Raw genomic sequence first — 17,443 nt, forward strand, 5'->3', positions numbered from 1 at the left:
TTTTTTCTACTGTAACTATCCTGTAACTTGTCCGTCGTATGTAACGAACACGGTTCAGAAACAAATGACAATTACCGAATATAACCTTGCAGTTGACAATTACTCAGATCGCCTGTATCGATTTGTGCTAAAGAGCATTAAGGATGTACATGCGGCGCAGGATATTGTGCAGGACAGCTACGAGAAATTGTGGAAGAACCACAATAACGTGGATGGCAAAAAAGTAAAATCATACCTTTTTACTACTGCTTACCATACTATGATCGACCGCATTCGCAAGGAAAAAAGGTCGTCGTTTGCAGAGGATTTGAGCTTGCCGGAAGAAGGCCATGAAAGCAATTATTCCGACTTAAGCGAAATACTGAATGAAGCGCTGAATAAACTACCAGAGATACAACGAATGGTAGTGTTGCTGCGCGATTACGAGGGTTACAACTACCAGGAAATTGGCGAGCTGACGAATTTAAGCGAATCGCAGGTGAAGGTTTACATTTACCGGGCAAGGTTGTTTCTGAAAAAATATATTGGCAGCATTGAGGCTGTGGCATAAATAGAGAGGGGAGAAACATGAAGGAGATTAACAAAACAAATTACGAGGCCTATTTTATCGATTACCTTGAGGGCAATCTCGATGAAGGATTGATCGATAGCTTTATTGCGTTTCTGAAAGAAAACCCCGAGCTGAAAAAGGAGATGGAACTTTATGAACCCATTTCTGTGAAACCGGAAAAGGTGGCGTTCAATAACAAAACAGAACTTTATAAAAGCCAATACGATACCGAAGAAACCTTCAATAATACAGCAATTGCGTTGCTGGAAGACGACCTGAGCGAGGAAGAAAAACAGGAATTTGAAAGCTATCTGGCCAGTCATCCGGAAAAGGGGAAACAGGCTGCAGCTTTCCGAAATACCAAATTAACCGCTGATGAAAGTATCATTTTTACAGCTAAGAAAAAGCTATACAAAAAAGCGGCTGGCAAAACCATTTTGCTCTGGACAAGCCGTGCGGCAGCGGTTTTAGTTCTTGGCCTTTTAATTTTTAATCTTACAAACCAGAATAACACGGTTGAAGAAAACGCATCGCAACAAATTGTTGAGATAGAAAAAAAGCCTCAGCAAACAATTGAAGAAGCACCGGTAACATTACCGGAAAATGATGCGGAAACAGTACTTGCCGAAAATATTGAAACCAAAACTCCGGATCCCATAAAAGAAATCGATTCTAAAAAGCCACGAATCGAAAACATAATTGAGGAAAACAATACCACTTCAGCACCCGACGAATTGTTGGCCATGCGCGAAACGCTTGTTGTCCCTGAAAAACTGAATTCCATCACTGCCTCTTTAAATACAGAAGAAGTTAGTACAACACTGGCTACCATGTACATTATTTATCCGGCCGAAACCTACGACGATGAAATGCTTTTGGCCGATCGCGTGAAAGAAAAAATAAATCTACGTAAGATTTCAAAAGCCGGTCTCGATCTTATCGCCAATATTTCTGACGATAGGTTTGAATACGAAACCAACAATAACGGCAAAGTAGTGAATTACACTTACGAATCACGTTTGCTGGCATTTTCTATTCCCGGAAAAAATGAGGCTAGTGAATAAATTTTATTTTCACTGTAACTTTTAAAACCACACGCCCGTCACAGCATCAGAAACATTTAAACAATATTCAGATGAAACAGTTTTTTATACTCATTTTATGCTGCGCACTAAGCACAAATCTATACGCACAAAATGATACCACAAAAGTTAAAGTATTAAAAAAGAACGTAGTTACCGTTGTAGAAGACCACGATAAAGTACAGGTGGTTGTTGGCGATGGCGTTGAAGTTATTACCGACGATTGGGGCGACACCACACACGTGCGCGTTGGACGACGCACATTTAAAGTTATTGAAGGCGACAACGGTACTTACGTTAGAGTTGAAAAAGATAATGATCGCCCAAAATGGTCGGGACGTTTTAACCCGCACTGGGCAGGTCTCGAGGTTGGAGTAAACATCATGACCGGAACCGATTATTCCATCTACGACAATAATCCTGAATTTAATAATTATGATGGTGATTTTCTCGACCTGAATCCTGGAAAATCATTAACCTGGAACCTCAACTTTGCAGAATTCGCTTTTAAAAACGAGCGCAAAACTTTTGGTGTGGTAACCGGTCTTGGAATAAGTTTTAACGACTATACCTTTAATGATCAGGTAACTATTGAAAAATATAATGAAGACGGAATAATTGTGCCTGTAAACTTACCCAACGATAACGACGGACATAGTATAAAGAAATCAAAATTACACGTGAACTACATTACTGCACCATTGATGCTTGAAGTTAAAACACCGCTTCGTATGGGCAGTTCGCGTTTATATTTGGCAGGTGGCGTAATTGGTAGTTTGTACCTGGGATCGCACACCAAATACAAGTATTACAAAGGGGGAAAAGAAAAATCGAAAAGTGGTTACAACATTAACCAGTGGAAATACGAACTTACCGGTCGAATTGGGTTTGGCGACTTCTGTGTATTTGCCAATTACAGCATGACATCGTTATTTAAAGATGGAAGAGGACCTGAAGCTTATCCTCTGATGATCGGTGTTTCGTTCCCTAATATTTAGTATCAGCAAGAAAACACGAAAAATATACAGCTCTTGTCCCCGGTAATTTTTGCCGGGGATTTTTTTGCTTTAACCGTTGCTTCGTGTACATTTATTCCATGGAAATCATTCGATTTATACCGCTGATCGGCTTTTTGCTTTTCTGTTTGCAAATTGGTATCCGGGCTTTCGTTTTGCATCAAAAAGGAACACCGTTATCCGTTCAAAAAAAGCAGAAGTCAAAAGGAATTAGCACGGTTTTACTCACCGCTTTCTTCGTGGTGTTTTTAAATGAACTGGTTTATAAAGCAGGATTCATTGGTTTTTCCGTTCTGCCTGACGAACTGCAACCGTTACTGACAGGACAGATTCTTTTAGCGATTAGTGGAACCAGCCTTATTTTGCTGGCCAACCTGTTAATGTTACTAACATTGCGCTCAATAAATCAATCACTGCGTTTTGGTCTGGATAAACGTAATCTTGGAAAACTGGTAACTTCAGGAATTTATGCCTGGTCGCGTAATCCTTTTTTTCTATCTATTAATTGTTTGTTTGTTGGAATATGCCTGGTGTTTCCAACTCCTTTTTTTATCGGAATTTGCACATTAACGCTGGTTTCCGTCCATCTTTTTATCTTAAAAGAAGAGCGTTTTATGCATGAAAATTACGGGGAGAATTATAAAAATTACAGCAAAAAAGTACGCCGATATTTTTAAAACACTTTTCCCCCGGCGCTCCAGGTACTTAGTATTTTAGTGTTTAATACCTCTTCTGGCGTAGCTTTCATCAAATCGGTATCAAGAATTACAAAATCGGCCCACATTCCCGGTTTTAATGCTCCTTTTTGGTCTTCTTCGAAAGAAGATTTTGCAGCCCAGCTTGTCATTGAACGTAAGGTTTGCTCTCGTGTCAGCCCCTCATATTTGTGCCAACCACCTTCTGGCCATCCACTGTGGTCGGTACGAAATACGGCCGAGTAAAAAGTATAAAGCGGATAAATATCTTCTACAGGGAAATCGGTTCCGGCGGGTAACCAGCCATTTTGGTTCAGCAAGGTTTGGTAAGCATAAGCACCTTTAATCCGCTCTGCTCCAACGCGGTCTTCGGCCCAAGGCATATCGCTGGTACAATGTGTTGGCTGGATAGAAGGAACAATAGAAAACGCGGCAAATTTTTCAAAATCATCCGGGTTTATGATCTGCGAATGTTCGATTCGCCAGCGTCGGTCATTCTTCTCTTTCAGAAGCTTCCCGTAAGTGTCGAGCATTAAACGATTGGCACCGTTGCCAATGGCATGTGTGGCAACCACAAAATTATTGTCATAAGCCAACCGGCAAATCATATCATAATAATCCTGCGTTTCAATTTGCAGCCCGCTGTTTCCTTTGTCATCCGAATAATCGCCCATCAGCAGCGCACCTCTCGATCCCAGCGCACCATCGGCATAAATTTTTATGGTATTCACCAACAAACGGTCGGTTTTCCAGGCTTCTCCTTTTTTTACAAAAAAATCGAAATTTTCCTGCGTAGGATTCAACATGGCATTCACCCGCATTTTTAAGTTGCCGTCCTTTTGCATTTCATCCATCAGTAAAATGGTTGCTTTATCCAGCCCACAATCGGTAACCGAAGTCAATCCGGCTGCAAAACAGTTTTTCTGTGCTTCCAGCAAACCTTTTTCTTGTTGCTCAGCTGTAATCTCCGGAATCAGTTTTCCTACAAATCCCATGGCATTATCGATCAGAATTCCGGTAGGTTCGCCATTTTTCAACAGCACTTCCCCACCCTGAACTTTGGTATCGGCCTTAATTCCTGCCAACTCCAAAGCTTTTGTGTTGCACCATCCGGCATGTCCGTCAACACGAACCAGGTAAACCGGAATATCAGGAAACAACTCATCCAATTTTGTTTTATCAGGAAAATCTTTCACTTCCCAATCATTCTGATCCCAGCTTCTTCCTAAAATCCAATCGCCACCAAATTTATCGTGATGAGCCATTAAAAGCGTATATATTTCATCCGGACTTTCGGTTCCGCGCAAATCGGCATATTGCATCAAATTAATGGCATATCCATTAAAATGACAGTGTGCATCGTTAAAGCCGGGATAAACAAACTGTCCATTAGCATCAACAATATTATCCGACTCGTATTTGTCCAGAATCTCTTGTGCAGTACCTACAGCCAGAATCTTTCCATCTTTAACTGCAAACGACTCAGCAGTTGTAAATTCCTCATCAACGGTATAAACCGAGCCTCTCGAAACAATCAGGTCAACCTTTTCTTTTTGTGTGCACGATGCCATTACGAATAATAAAATTAATGCCTTAAACAATCTCATACTTCAACTATTGGTTAGGCACAAATGTAGCTTTTTCGGGCATATTCTAAAACAGCTAAATAGAACAGCTTTTCCAACGTTATATTATTATATTTGCCCGACTTACAGGAAACAACAAAGCAAAAAATGTTTACAGTCGGAATATTCACAACGCATTTCCCCTATCTGGTTTTTATAGCTTGTTATGCCTGGTTTTTGATTTTTGGAATTGAAAAAGTTGAGGACGGTTCAATTAAAATTTCTGAAAATTCAGTTCAGATAGAATACCATGTCAACCATGCGAAAGCGTCCTCCGTTAGTGTATATCATTTTTTCCAGAAAGAAAAGTCAGAATCTACCAACTTAAAAAACTATAACAACCTGATAATTAAACAAAAATGGAGGACATATTACTCGCCATTTGCTAAGCAGGATTGTTATTTAGAAGGTTCTTTTTGTCGCCCTCCTCCCTCAGAAGCGTAACTGCAACCAAGCTTTTATTAATACCATTAACCTTTGCTTATTAATAGCAAATTCAACCTGTTATTAGAAAAAACATGAAATACATTTTTGCCTTTATGTTGATGGCATTACTGATTAATATCAGAGTAAATGCCCAGCAAAATGAAAAAAAAGACTCTATAAAACATTATCAATTAGAGGATATTGAAATAAAATCGCCAAAATACAACCGCAATATTTTTAAGATTCCGGCAGCAGCAACTATGATTCCTGCTCGTCTTATTGAAAACAATAAGGTAGAAGACCTGACAGCTATTTCGGCTATTGTTCCTAACTTTTTTATGCCCGATTACGGATCGAAACTTACGTCTCCGGTTTACATTCGTGGTGTTGGTAACCGAATTAATACACCATCGGTAGGTTTATATGTTGATGGTATCCCATACTTTGAAAAATCAGCTTTTAACTTTGATTTTTTTGATATTGAACAGATTGAAGTTTTACGTGGCCCACAAGGAACACTGTATGGAAGAAATGCAATGGGTGGATTGATTAACATTATTTCGCGCCAACCGAATGATGAGCGCCTGACCGAAATTTCAACCGATTATGGAAATTACAATCAAATAAATGCACAAATTTCACATAATCAACCTATTGGGAAAACATTTTCAGTGCTCGGAAATCTTGGTATTCGACATAACGATGGTTTTTTTACCAATCAATACAACAACAAAAAAGCCGATCAACTGGACTCCTATTCAGGAAGATTGAAATTCCTTTTTACACCTTCCGACCGATTTCGAGCATCAGGAAATGTACAGTACGAAGACAGCCAACAGAGTGGTTATCCTTACGCCATTTTTAACGACGAAACAAACAAAGTTACCGAAATTAACTACAACCGGGAGAGTGGTTACAACCGTAAACTTTTTTCTTCGGGTTTAAACCTGGCCTATTCTGCAGATAATTATCAAATCCACGCTGTAAGTAGTTTTCAATCGGTAAATGATGCACAAGCTGTCGATCAGGACTTTTCTGCTAACGATTTATATTTTGTAACGCAAGACCAGGATATTGACATGTTCTCGCAGGAAATAAATATCCAGTCGAATGAAAATGAAACTTACGAATGGCTGTTTGGTGCTTTTGCCTTTCATCAGGGTCTTGATAAAGAAGTACATTTGGATATGGGTATAGATCAATTGGCCAACATGCCATTTGATGAATACTCGTACACAAAATATTACGATAACAGCAATTCGGGCATTGCATTTTTCCATCAGTCAACATTAAAATTAGGAGAGTTATCGCTTACTGCCGGAATTCGTGCTGATTACGAAAAAGCAACCCTCAACTATGTTTACGATCGGTCGCTAAACGGAAACCTCCGTAATGAGGATGCTTTTGAAAGCGATATGGATTTCTTTGAAATTCTGCCGAAACTGGCTTTAAAGTATAGTATTTCGGAATATTTAGTTCCTTATGCAACCATTGCCAAAGGTTATAATTCCGGAGGTTTTAACTCTACTTTTGAACGCGAAGAAGACCGCTCGTTCGATCCGGAGCGATCGTGGAACTACGAAGCCGGTATAAAAACAAAGTGGCTAAAACAGCGCATATACGCCAACCTGGCTTTCTTTTACATCGACTGGGATAATCAGCAGATTTACCAAACGGTACCAAGCGGAACCGGATCGATGCTAACCAACGCCGGAAAATCGGAAAGTAAAGGTGTTGAGTTTGAAATTAAAACGCTGCCGGCAAAAAATCTGGAGACCTGGCTCGCCTTTGGGTACAACGATGCAAAATTTGTTGAATACGAAAAAAACGAAGACGAAATTTACAACGGAAACTACCTGCCGTACGTTCCCCGCTTTTCGTTTAACATGGGCGGAAACTATACAATTGCAGTTAATTCAAGCTGGCTTGAACAAATTCGCCTGCACCTGACTTATAATGGCTTTGGAAAACATTATTGGAAAGAAACGAATATTGCTTACCAGGATTATTACGGTCTGCTGAATTCCCGAATCAGTTTCGACACTAAAAATATTCAGCTATCTTTCTGGGGAAAAAATATCCTTGATGCAGATTACAATTCGTTCTATTTTCAGGCCATTGGAAACTCGTACGCTCAATCGGGAAGACCGGCTACTATGGGCTTAAATTTGAAGGTAAACTTCTAAAATGAAACAAAGCGAAATAAAAAAGTATTATACGCTGCTTAGCCTCTACCTGGCGCAGTCGATCCCCATGAGTTTTTTCTCTACGGTGATTCCCGTGATCATGCGGATGGAGAACTACTCGCTGGAATCCATCGGTTATATCCAGTTGATAAAACTACCGTGGATTCTTAAAATGCTGTGGGCGCCAATGGTCGATAAAACCAGCAAAAACAAACGGCACTACCGCCGCTGGATCATCATGTCGGAGGCTTTTTATGCAGTGGTAATCATGAGCATCGGTTACTTAAACCTGCAAACCGATTTTACTACCATTATTGTTTTGATGGTAATTGCTTTTACCGCTTCGGCAACGCAGGATATTGCCACCGATGCTTTTGCTATTCTTATTTTAAACAAAAAAGAACGCAGCCTGGGAAACAGCATGCAATCGGCCGGTAGTTTTATCGGAACCATGATGGGAAGCGGAGTACTACTCATTATTTACCATTATTGGGGGTGGTTATGGTTGTTGCGCTCGCTCGGCTTGTTTGTGTTGTTTGCGCTCATTCCGGTGTCGTTATACAATGCACGCAATGGAAAAGAACTCGATCGCTCAACAAAAAATGTCTCGCCACTGGAGTTTATCTACTTTTTCAGGCAGAAAAATATTGGTGGTCACTTATTGCTGTTGTTCCTTTTTTATTCAGGAATAATCGGCATATTGACCATGATAAAACCCTACTTTGTTGACTTGGGTTACGACATAAAAGAAATTGGAATTATCTCCGGGATATTTGGAACTGCCTGCGGTGTTTTAATGACCGTTCCTGCAGGATTCCTGCTCCGCAAAAAAGGAATTACAAAAGCGGTGTGGATATTTCCGGTAATTAATGTGTTGGTTGCCACGTACTTTTTCGGGTTAACATTTACCAATCATCCTTTATGGTTGGTGTATATTGGTGTTGCCCTGCTTTGGGGAGCTTATGCCATGTCGTCGGTATTTGTGTATACCATGAGCATGCACGTTGTTCGAAAAGGAAGGGAAGGAACCGATTTTACCATTCAGATAGTAGTTACACATTTAAGCAGCCTGGTTATTGCAATAATGAGCGGAAAAATTGCTGATGCACTCACTTACCGCGGGCTGTTTGCTATTGAAATTGGGCTGGGAATACTGATTCTTGCCCTGCTGCCATTTATCTTCAGAAAAAGTTTTTACCTGAAGTATGAACAAGAAACCGATTAAGACTATTTAAATTAGTACCAAGAAACTTTAATAGTATGAAAGTATCACAAAAACTTATAGAAAAATATAATACCCCGGTACCGCGATACACAAGTTATCCGCCGGCAAACTTTTTTTCTCCCGAATTTACTCCGGAAGAATACGTTAAGGTGTTGGAACAATCCAACGATGAAAACCCACAGAATATTTCCATTTACATCCATATTCCGTTCTGCCCCAAAATCTGCTATTTTTGCGGCTGTAACACCCATCTAACAAGAGATGAAAATAAAATGGAAGTTTATGTTGATGCGCTGAAAAAAGAGATTCGCATGGTGAAAAAGTTGCTGAGCGATGACCGAAAAGTGTCGCAGGTGCACTGGGGAGGCGGAACACCAAACTCCTTGCCCATTGCAATGGTTGAAGATATTATGAACCTGATTCATGAGCTTTTCGATTACATTCCAAATCCTGAGATTGCAATGGAATGCCACCCTGCCATGCTTGATAAAGATTATATCGACCGGTTGGCAGCGCTGAAATTTAACCGCTTTAGTTTAGGTATTCAGGATTTTGATACAAAAGTTTTGGAAAATGTAAACCGCGACCCATCTATACTTCCTGAGGAAGAATTGGTTGCCATGATCCGCAGTCACGAGGGTACCAGCGTGAATTTCGATTTTATTTACGGCCTTCCGTTTCAGGATGAAGCGTCGTTTGCCAAAACCATTGAACGCGCCATAAGTCTTTCGCCCGATCGTTTGGTAACCTTCTCGTACGCACACGTTCCATGGGTGAAAAAAGCACAAAAAATACTGGATGCACGTGGTTTACCAGCAGCTACACAAAAGCTGGCCATGTTTGAAGTTGGTTATCGTTTATTAACTGAAAATGGTTACGATGCCATTGGTCTCGACCATTTTGCCCGCCCCGATGACGAGCTGAGTATAGCCTTTAAAAACAAAACGCTGCACCGTAATTTCCAGGGGTATTGCACCCGCGAAACTACCGGTCAGGTTTATGCTTTTGGTTCTACCGGAATAAGTCAGCTGGAAAATGCTTACGCACAAAATGCCAAAGACACGAATACCTATGTTGACCAGATAAACAAAGGAAAATTTACCATTGAGAAAGGTTATCAGCTCAATCCAACAGAGAAGATCATTCGCCACGTCATTAACGAAGTAATGTGCAACTACTATATTTCGTGGGAGGAAGCAGCGCAAATCTTGCAAACTACTCCCGCCGTAATTAAGCAAAGCATTGTTTACGATGAGTCGTTCCTTGCCGGTTTTGTTGAAGAAGGACTTTTAACAATTTCGAAAGACGAACTGCATGTAAGCAAACAAGGACGGTTTTTCGTACGAAACATCGCAGCGAGTCTCGATCCGAACATGCGGAATGCAACCTTAAAATTCTCAAAAGCACTGTAAAAAACCATGCAAAAAAACCAACTAAACATTGCCGTAATCGGCGCAGGACTAACCGGACTTACAACTGCTTATTACCTTAAAAAATTTGGCTTTCGGGTACAGGTTTTTGAAAAGAATGACCGTGCCGGTGGCGTAATTCAAACCCATCGAAAAAATGGTTTTGTGTTTGAATCGGGGCCAAATACCGGTTCGATGAGCCAGGAAGAAGCTGCTGAGCTTTTTGAAGATCTGGCCGGTGATTGTACGCTGGAATACGCGAATAAAACTGCTGAAGCTCGATGGATTTGGATGGACGACAAGTGGCACGAAATGGAAATGAGCGGAATAAAAGCCATTACCACTCCCCTTTTTACCTGGTACGATAAATTTCGCATTTTGGGCGAACCCTTTCGAAAACCGGGAACTGATCCGAATGAAACAATAGCCCAAATGGTGCGCCGCCGAATGGGAAAAAGCTTTCTACGAAATGCTATTGATCCCTTTCTTTCGGGTGTTTATGCCGGCGATCCGGAAAAATTGGTAACACGTTTTGCTTTGCCAAAACTTTACTGGCTGGAGCAAAATTATGGCAGTTTTATTGGTGGAAGTATTAAGCAAAAAAAAGCACGTAAAAAGGAACCGCCAAGAAAAGCAAATCGCCAGGTATTTTCAGTTTTAAACGGACTGGACAACCTGACTAAAGCACTGGTAAAAAATATTGGCGAAGGAAATATTAAATTGGGTTGTAAAAACCTGGAAGTAAAAACATCCGGAGACAAGGATTTTACTGTTTCTGGAGAATCATTTACTCATGTTATTTCAACAGCCGGATCGCATGCACTGGAAAGTCTTTTCCCATTCTTTCCGAAAGAAAAAATGCAGGCGATTGATAAAATGAATTACGCCAAAGTTACGCAGGTGGTACTGGGTTTTAACAACTGGAAAGGTATTCCTATCAATGCATTTGGCGGACTGGTTCCATCGGCCGAAAAGCGCGATGTGCTGGGTATTCTTTTGCCGGGTTCATTTCTGAAAAACCGTGCACCGGAAAACGGTGCTTTGTTGTCGGTATTTATGGGAGGTATTAAAAAGCCGGAAATGTTCGGGTATTCTGATGACAAAATAAAAGAAATTGCGGAACGCGAAGTACGCGACATGATGGGGCTCGACAGTTTTGAACCCGATCTTTTAGAGATATTCCGTTATCCGCATGCCATTCCGCAATACAGTTTCGAAAGTGAAGAAAAATTACAGGCTATTACCGATCTGGAGACCGAGTTTAAAGGCCTCACCTTAGCCGGAAATATGCGCGACGGAATTGGAATGGCCGACCGGATAAAACAAGGAAGAACAATTGCTAACCAATTTGCTACTGATTATTTATGAAAACAAAAACAGCTGTTTTGTTGATGAACGTTGGTAGTCCCGACAAACCAACCGTTCCTGCAGTTCGGAAATACCTCACCGAGTTTTTAAACGACGAGCGTGTTATCGATCTTCCGTATCTGCTTCGTAAATTTTTGGTAAATGCGATTATCATTCCCTTCAGAGTGAAAAATTCAACCAAATTATACCGGCAGTTGTGGACTAAAAAAGGCTCGCCACTCATTTACATTTCGGAGGAGTTGAAGCAAAAATTGCAGGAAGAACTGGGTGAGGATTACGAAGTTTTTATGGGAATGCGCTACGGAAATCCGGGGTATAAAGCAGCATTGGCGGAAATTAAAAAGAAGGGCTTCGAGAAGCTGATTTTGTTGCCATTGTTTCCACATCATGCTATGTCAACCACCGAAACATCGCTGGTTGCCGCCCAAAAAGAAATAAAAAAGCTGGGAATAAAAGCGGAGGTAAGTGAGGTTGGGCAATTTTACCACGATCCGAAATTTATTGATGCTTTTGCCGAGCGCATTCAGCAATACAAGCTGCAAGATTACGACCATATTATTTTTTCGTATCACGGATTGCCAAACCGGCATTTGGAAAAGTGCCATCCGGGAATAAAAGTGGAACAATGCAGCTGCCAAAAAGCAATGCCTGAACACGGAGCTATGTGTTACCGCGCCACGGTTTACGAAACTTCGCGCTTGTTGGCAGCCCAATTAAACCTGCAGCCCAAGCAGTATTCAGTAGGTTTTCAGTCGCGTTTGTCGAAAAACTGGCTAACACCGTTTACCGATGAATTGCTGGCAGAAAAGCTGGCTGAAGGCAAAAAGAAAATACTGATAGCGGCACCGTCGTTTGTTACCGACTGCCTCGAAACAACACTGGAACTTGGCGTGGAATACGGCGAAGAATTTCTGGATAATGGCGGAGAAAAACTGCAGCTGGTTGATAGTTTAAACACCGAAAAAAGCTGGGTAGAAACGCTTGCATACCTTGTTCGCAAAAGCTATTCATAAAATCAGAAACAATGCATAATCACGAGTGGCATCTACTATACACCTGCCTGGCAACCTTTGTGATTTGTCTGCCGTTTGGTTACCTGCGCGGTGGTTTTCGAAAGCTATCGTTTTGGTGGTTTGTAGCCATTCATGCACCGGTTCCGTTGATTATTTTAATCCGTAAATTTTTCGATATACAATTAAGCTGGGGCCTAGCTCCTTTTCTCTTCGGAAGTTTTTTCCTTGGCCAGTTTGTTGGCCGCAAAATCTACGCATTAAAGCCCTGGCGTAAGAAGTAGACTGACCAGCTACTTTACAAAAACGGTTTTCACATTCACAAATTCCTTGATTCCGTGTACAGAAAGTTCACGACCAAATCCGCTGGTTTTTATTCCGCCAAATGGTAAACGCGGATCAGATTTTACAAAATCGTTAACAAAACAAGCGCCGGCTTCCAGTTCCATTTCGGCAATGTGTTCGCCTTTTTTCAGGTTGTTGGTAAACACGGCTGCTCCCAATCCAAAATCGGTGTCGTTGGCTACGTGTATCGCTTCTTGTTCATCTTTAACTTTTATTACCGATGCAACCGGACCAAAAAGCTCTTCTTCGTACACCGGCATTCCGGGTTTGATATTTTCCAGAATGGTTGGCGGATAAAAAGCACCTTTCCGATGCGGAATTTCGCCACCAAGAATAACTTCTGCTCCTTTATTCACCGAATCAACAACCTGCTGGTGTAACTCATCGCGCAGATCTTCGCGCGCCATTGGCCCCATTGTGCTCTCCTCTTCGAACGGATCGCCAAACTGTGCCTCAGCCATTTCATTGGTAAAAAGCTCCAAAAAATGCGCATATACCGATTCTTCAACGATAAAACGTTTCGCACCAATACAACTTTGCCCGGCATTTAACAGACGCCCGGCAGCACATGTTTTTGCGGCCATTTCCAGGTCGGCATCTTTTAATATCAGATAAGGATCGCTGCCACCCAATTCAAGTACACACTTTTTTAACTCGGCTCCGGCAAGTGCTGCAACACTTTTTCCGGCCGGTGTACTTCCGGTAAGGCTCACTGCTTTAATGGCTTTGTGTTTGATCACTTTTTCGACCATTGAGCTGCCAATTAAAAGGGAGCGGAATATATTCTCGGGGAATCCGGCTTCGCGGAAAATATCTTCGATGGCCACGGCACATCCGGGAACATTGCTGGCATGTTTTAACACCGCTGTGTTACCCGCCATTAAAGTTGGAGCCGCAAAACGAAACACTTGCCAAAACGGGAAATTCCAGGGCATAACAGCCAAAATAGTTCCCAGTGGCTGGAACGAAACATATGATTTACTGGCCTGCGTTTCTATAATCTCATTTTCAAGAAAACTTTCGGCATTAACAGCATAGTATTCGCATACCCAGGCACACTTTTCAATTTCGGCAATTCCTTCACTTCTAACTTTCCCCATTTCCTGTGCCATCAGCAAAGCCAGTTCCTCTTTTTTGCTGCGTAAAATACTAGCTGCATTTTGCATCAATTGTCCGCGGTGGTGAAACGATGTACTTCGCCAGTGATGCCAGGTTTTATCTACTGAATTTATGATTTTTTCAACACCATCTTCAGAGTGTGGTTTATAGGTTTTAACCACTTCGTTAGTAACCGGATTAATGGATTTTAGCATAGTGAGATTCTTTTTTCTAACTATTAAAAGTACAAAAAAAGCAACCTCGTTATAAGATTGCTTTCATATATTTTTAGGAAAACAGAAATTATTCCACAATCCTGATTTCTGTTTTCATTTCCACTGCCTCACGATAAACGGCACTAACACCACAATATTTTTCTTCCGAAAGTTTAACAGCCTTCTCCAGTTTTGCCATCGGAAGATCTTTTCCTTTAAACTGATAAACGATAGTCATTTTGTTGTAATGTATCGGATGTTCTTCGGTCAATTCTCCTTCAACAATTACGTTAAAAGCTTCCACTTCCACTTTCATTTTTTTTAAAATCATCACCACGTCAATACCTGTACAACCAGCCAGTGCAGTCAACATTAGTTTTTTTGGACGAGGTCCTAAATCACTACCACCAACCTCTTTTGTGGCGTCAACAACCAGCTTGTGTCCGTCCATATTTGTTTCAAAAGCTAATTTGTCGGTCCAGGCCATATCTATTACATGCTTCATAACATCCTTATTTTAAATTGCTTTACATTAAATTTGCACACAAATATACAACATCAAACTATCTATATAAATAGTTTTTCGAATAATGCAGATAATTGTATTTTTAAGGCAAAATTAAATTAAGGTTATTCAAGTATTAAACGTATAATCACATCATGAAATGAGAAGCGCAATAAAAAGGCCGTCGGACGAAGAGACTAATTTGAATGGTTTTCAACTGTTTAAGAAGTTAACTGAAGATGAATTTACCCGGCTGAATTATGAAAAAACGTGTTCGCTGTATAAAAAAGGCACCATCATTTATCGCGAGGGTAGTCGGCTAACCGGTTTTTTCTGTATTACAAGAGGAATAATAAAGGTTTTTAAAACAGGAATTGATGGCAAAGAACAAATTATTCGGTTTGCTAAAAAAGGCGAAATTATTGCTTACCGATCATTGTTGAGCCAGGAACTGGCTTGTACCACAGCGAAAGTTATCGATGAAGCCGCCTTGTGTCATATTCCATATCAAACATTGTTGTATCTCATTCAGAACAACTGGCAGTTTTCGCATCACATGCTGCAAATTGTTTGTCGCGAATTGCGCGAAGCCAACGATTACATTACCGATATTGCGCAAAAAACAGTTCGCGAACGACTTGCAGAAGTGCTTCTTTTATTAAAAGAAAATTTTGAACTCGATAACCAAAATACACTCCAGATATCGTTAACACGCGAAGAACTGGCCAATATGGTAGGTACCGCAACCGAATCGGTAATTCGTTTATTATCAGAATTTAAGAACGACAAACTAATTGAATTGCAGGGACGCAAAATTAAATTTTTAGATATTCCTGCGCTAAACAGAGTGGCTAATTTATAGGCTTACTACATATTTTTAGAAACCGGCTGATGGCCGGTTTTTTTGTATCACTAATTCCGTATTTTCAACTAAAATTAATACTTCAACATAATGAAACTATTTGGTATTCATCTTAACAGACGCACATTTATTCGGTGGAAAATTTATGTCGACCGTGCCCGCATGTACATTGGTTACATTAGTTTTATAATGATTGCTTTTATGTTTTTAAACGATTTTAAAGACGAAACTATCCGTACTTTTCTGGACGAAAACAAACTGATTACATATCCGGTTATGATGGTTTTGTTTATGGTATTTTCATTGATTCTCGGTAGGTTGGATACAAAACTGGGCCTGCGTAAAGAAGAAATGCGCAATGCGGCCAGCGAAAACCCGGTTACTATGGAAATCCTTCAAAATATTAAGGAGATAAAGAAAAAGATGAATGATGAATGATGAGTATAGAATTTCGATTAACGATTTTCGATGGAGGAGTTCGTGAGCGCTAAACAGTTTTGTTTGGACTTACTTCTTAAATCAAAATTCGTTAATCATCATTTTAAAATCAGTTTTTTAACGGCCAATCCAATCCTCGGGATCGAGTTTCGTGCTTTCTTTCCATATCTGAAATTTCAGAATCGACTTATTCCCGTCTTTTGTATCGGTATAAACCGTTCCGATGGCTTGTTTTGTCGATACTTTATCGCCTTTTTTCACCACCACTTCGCGGAGATTTGAATAGACACTCAGGTAAATCCCGTGACGGATAATAACGGCGGTATTACCACCCGAAATACCAAACACCCGGCTAACTTCGCCGTTAAAAACAGCACGTACTTCTGCGCCGGTATCGCTTGCAATGTTTATCCCGTTATTCTGCACCTGCACGTTGCTTAAAACCGGATGGCGGTGTACACCAAAATGCTCCACAATCACTCCTCTTTCGAGCGGCCAGGGCAAACGACTTTTGTTTTGTTCGAAATTATCACCAATAAGTTGCTGCTCGGGTGTTAAGGCAAAACCCGAACCACCGGCTGCCCGGTTTTTACGTGCTTCCTCTTCAATTATTGCCTGAATTTCGCGTTCCAGTTGCCGCTCAACTTTTCGTTGTTGTTGCAAGGTTTTTTGCAAAGTGTTTTTTTGATCTTGTAACTTTTGAAGCTCACCACTTTGTGTTTTTCTTTCCTGGTTTAACGCTAACATTTCTTTTTCGGTCTGGTTTATCAGCGTTTGTTTCTCGGCTTTTTGCTGTTCCAGTTTTTGTACACTCCCATCGAGTACTTCCTGCACAGCATCGATCATTTGAGCCTGATTTTCGCGATAACTTTTATACCTTCTGAAATACAGCATACGACGATACGCCTGGTTCACATTTTCGGCCGACAATAAAAACAACACTTCATCATACGAGTTTAGGTTTTTATAGGCCATCCGAATCATTTCCGCATATTCGTCCATTAATTGCTGAACATCGTTTTTAAGCAATTCTATAGCCAAATCGTTATTGGCAATACATTGCTCGTAAATTCCAATTTCGTGGTTTATATTCGAGATAAGCGTGTTTCTGGACTTAATTTTTGACGTTATTAGCCGCAATTTACTCAGCGATGACTTTTCATACCTCTGCGTTTCATTGAGCAAACTTGTGGTGTATTCGATTTCCTTTTCAGCCTTTGCCTTTTGCTTTTGCAACTCATCGATAGATTGTGCAAAAACAGAACAACTCAACAAGCCAATTGCCAGTGTGACGAATAGTAGTTTTATTCGTAAAATCATGCTTACGAATGTATTGATTTCGGATTTAACCTGGTTCAACTTTAAAATATTTTCACAGAAAGTTATAA

At 40.6% G+C, this 17,443-nt stretch carries 16 protein-coding genes; 12 read left to right on the forward strand and 4 right to left on the reverse strand.

Going from position 1 to position 17,443, the window contains the following annotated elements; translation table 11 throughout:
• Positions 1-64: 64 nt before the first annotated feature.
• The 4 genes from G0Q07_RS01620 to G0Q07_RS01635 all read left to right on the forward strand — a co-directional run bounded on the left by G0Q07_RS01620 (position 65) and on the right by G0Q07_RS01635 (position 3,325).
• The gene (locus G0Q07_RS01620; RefSeq protein WP_163344437.1) at positions 65-550 is read left to right on the forward strand and encodes an RNA polymerase sigma factor; all 486 of its coding nucleotides are present in this window, start codon (positions 65-67) and stop codon (positions 548-550) included.
• Between the two features lie 17 nt (positions 551-567).
• A complete protein-coding gene (locus G0Q07_RS01625; RefSeq protein ID WP_163344438.1) occupies positions 568-1,614 on the forward strand; it encodes an anti-sigma factor in 1,047 nt (348 codons plus the stop codon).
• A gap of 71 nt (positions 1,615-1,685) precedes the next feature.
• A complete protein-coding gene (locus tag G0Q07_RS01630) occupies positions 1,686-2,630 on the forward strand; it encodes an outer membrane beta-barrel protein (protein WP_163344439.1) in 945 nt (314 codons plus the stop codon).
• 98 nt (positions 2,631-2,728) lie between these two features.
• A complete protein-coding gene (locus G0Q07_RS01635; protein WP_163344440.1) occupies positions 2,729-3,325 on the forward strand; it encodes a methyltransferase family protein in 597 nt (198 codons plus the stop codon).
• On the opposite strand, the gene G0Q07_RS01640 is transcribed toward G0Q07_RS01635, so the two are convergent.
• Positions 3,322-4,950, reverse strand: a complete 1,629-nt coding sequence (locus G0Q07_RS01640) for an amidohydrolase (RefSeq protein ID WP_163344441.1) — start codon at positions 4,948-4,950, stop codon at positions 3,322-3,324. The genes G0Q07_RS01635 and G0Q07_RS01640 overlap by 4 nt on opposite strands.
• A gap of 536 nt (positions 4,951-5,486) precedes the next feature.
• On the opposite strand from G0Q07_RS01640, the gene G0Q07_RS01645 reads away from it, so the two are divergent.
• From G0Q07_RS01645 to G0Q07_RS01670, 6 genes are read left to right on the forward strand one after another with little or no spacing between them, the layout of a single operon-like run.
• Positions 5,487-7,580, forward strand: coding sequence for a TonB-dependent receptor (locus G0Q07_RS01645; protein ID WP_163344442.1), 2,094 nt, complete (start codon positions 5,487-5,489; stop codon positions 7,578-7,580).
• Between the two features lies 1 nt (position 7,581).
• The gene (locus G0Q07_RS01650) at positions 7,582-8,805 is read left to right on the forward strand and encodes an MFS transporter (RefSeq protein ID WP_163344443.1); all 1,224 of its coding nucleotides are present in this window, start codon (positions 7,582-7,584) and stop codon (positions 8,803-8,805) included.
• A gap of 35 nt (positions 8,806-8,840) precedes the next feature.
• Complete coding sequence (hemN, locus tag G0Q07_RS01655) at positions 8,841-10,217, forward strand: oxygen-independent coproporphyrinogen III oxidase (protein WP_163344444.1); 1,377 nt, start codon at positions 8,841-8,843, stop codon at positions 10,215-10,217.
• A 6-nt stretch (positions 10,218-10,223) separates the two neighbouring features.
• Positions 10,224-11,582: a protoporphyrinogen oxidase gene (gene hemG / locus G0Q07_RS01660; protein ID WP_163344445.1), complete on the forward strand. Its 1,359-nt coding sequence runs from the start codon at positions 10,224-10,226 to the stop codon at positions 11,580-11,582.
• Positions 11,579-12,595, forward strand: a complete 1,017-nt coding sequence (gene hemH, locus G0Q07_RS01665) for a ferrochelatase (protein ID WP_163344446.1) — start codon at positions 11,579-11,581, stop codon at positions 12,593-12,595. Before hemG ends, hemH begins: the two co-directional genes overlap by 4 nt.
• Before the next feature lie 11 nt (positions 12,596-12,606).
• Positions 12,607-12,876, forward strand: coding sequence for a hypothetical protein (locus G0Q07_RS01670; RefSeq protein ID WP_163344447.1), 270 nt, complete (start codon positions 12,607-12,609; stop codon positions 12,874-12,876).
• A 9-nt stretch (positions 12,877-12,885) separates the two neighbouring features.
• Here the strand turns inward: G0Q07_RS01670 and G0Q07_RS01675 are convergent, their stop codons facing one another.
• Both G0Q07_RS01675 and G0Q07_RS01680 read right to left on the reverse strand, forming a co-directional pair.
• Positions 12,886-14,250, reverse strand: a complete 1,365-nt coding sequence (locus tag G0Q07_RS01675; RefSeq protein ID WP_163344448.1) for an NAD-dependent succinate-semialdehyde dehydrogenase — start codon at positions 14,248-14,250, stop codon at positions 12,886-12,888.
• Between the two features lie 88 nt (positions 14,251-14,338).
• Positions 14,339-14,755, reverse strand: a complete 417-nt coding sequence (locus G0Q07_RS01680) for an OsmC family protein (protein WP_163344449.1) — start codon at positions 14,753-14,755, stop codon at positions 14,339-14,341.
• Between the two features lie 160 nt (positions 14,756-14,915).
• Between G0Q07_RS01680 and G0Q07_RS01685 the strand changes: the two genes are divergently transcribed.
• Positions 14,916-15,617, forward strand: coding sequence for a Crp/Fnr family transcriptional regulator (locus G0Q07_RS01685; protein WP_163344450.1), 702 nt, complete (start codon positions 14,916-14,918; stop codon positions 15,615-15,617).
• A gap of 90 nt (positions 15,618-15,707) precedes the next feature.
• Positions 15,708-16,055 carry a hypothetical protein gene (locus G0Q07_RS01690; protein WP_163344451.1) on the forward strand — a complete coding sequence of 116 codons (348 nt, stop codon included), beginning with the start codon at positions 15,708-15,710 and terminating at the stop codon, positions 16,053-16,055.
• 117 nt (positions 16,056-16,172) lie between these two features.
• Here the strand turns inward: G0Q07_RS01690 and G0Q07_RS01695 are convergent, their stop codons facing one another.
• The gene (locus tag G0Q07_RS01695; protein WP_163344452.1) at positions 16,173-17,375 is read right to left on the reverse strand and encodes a murein hydrolase activator EnvC family protein; all 1,203 of its coding nucleotides are present in this window, start codon (positions 17,373-17,375) and stop codon (positions 16,173-16,175) included.
• Positions 17,376-17,443 lie beyond the last annotated feature (68 nt).

The sequence above is a fragment of the Draconibacterium halophilum genome, assembly GCF_010448835.1.
Classification (GTDB): domain Bacteria; phylum Bacteroidota; class Bacteroidia; order Bacteroidales; family Prolixibacteraceae; genus Draconibacterium; species Draconibacterium halophilum.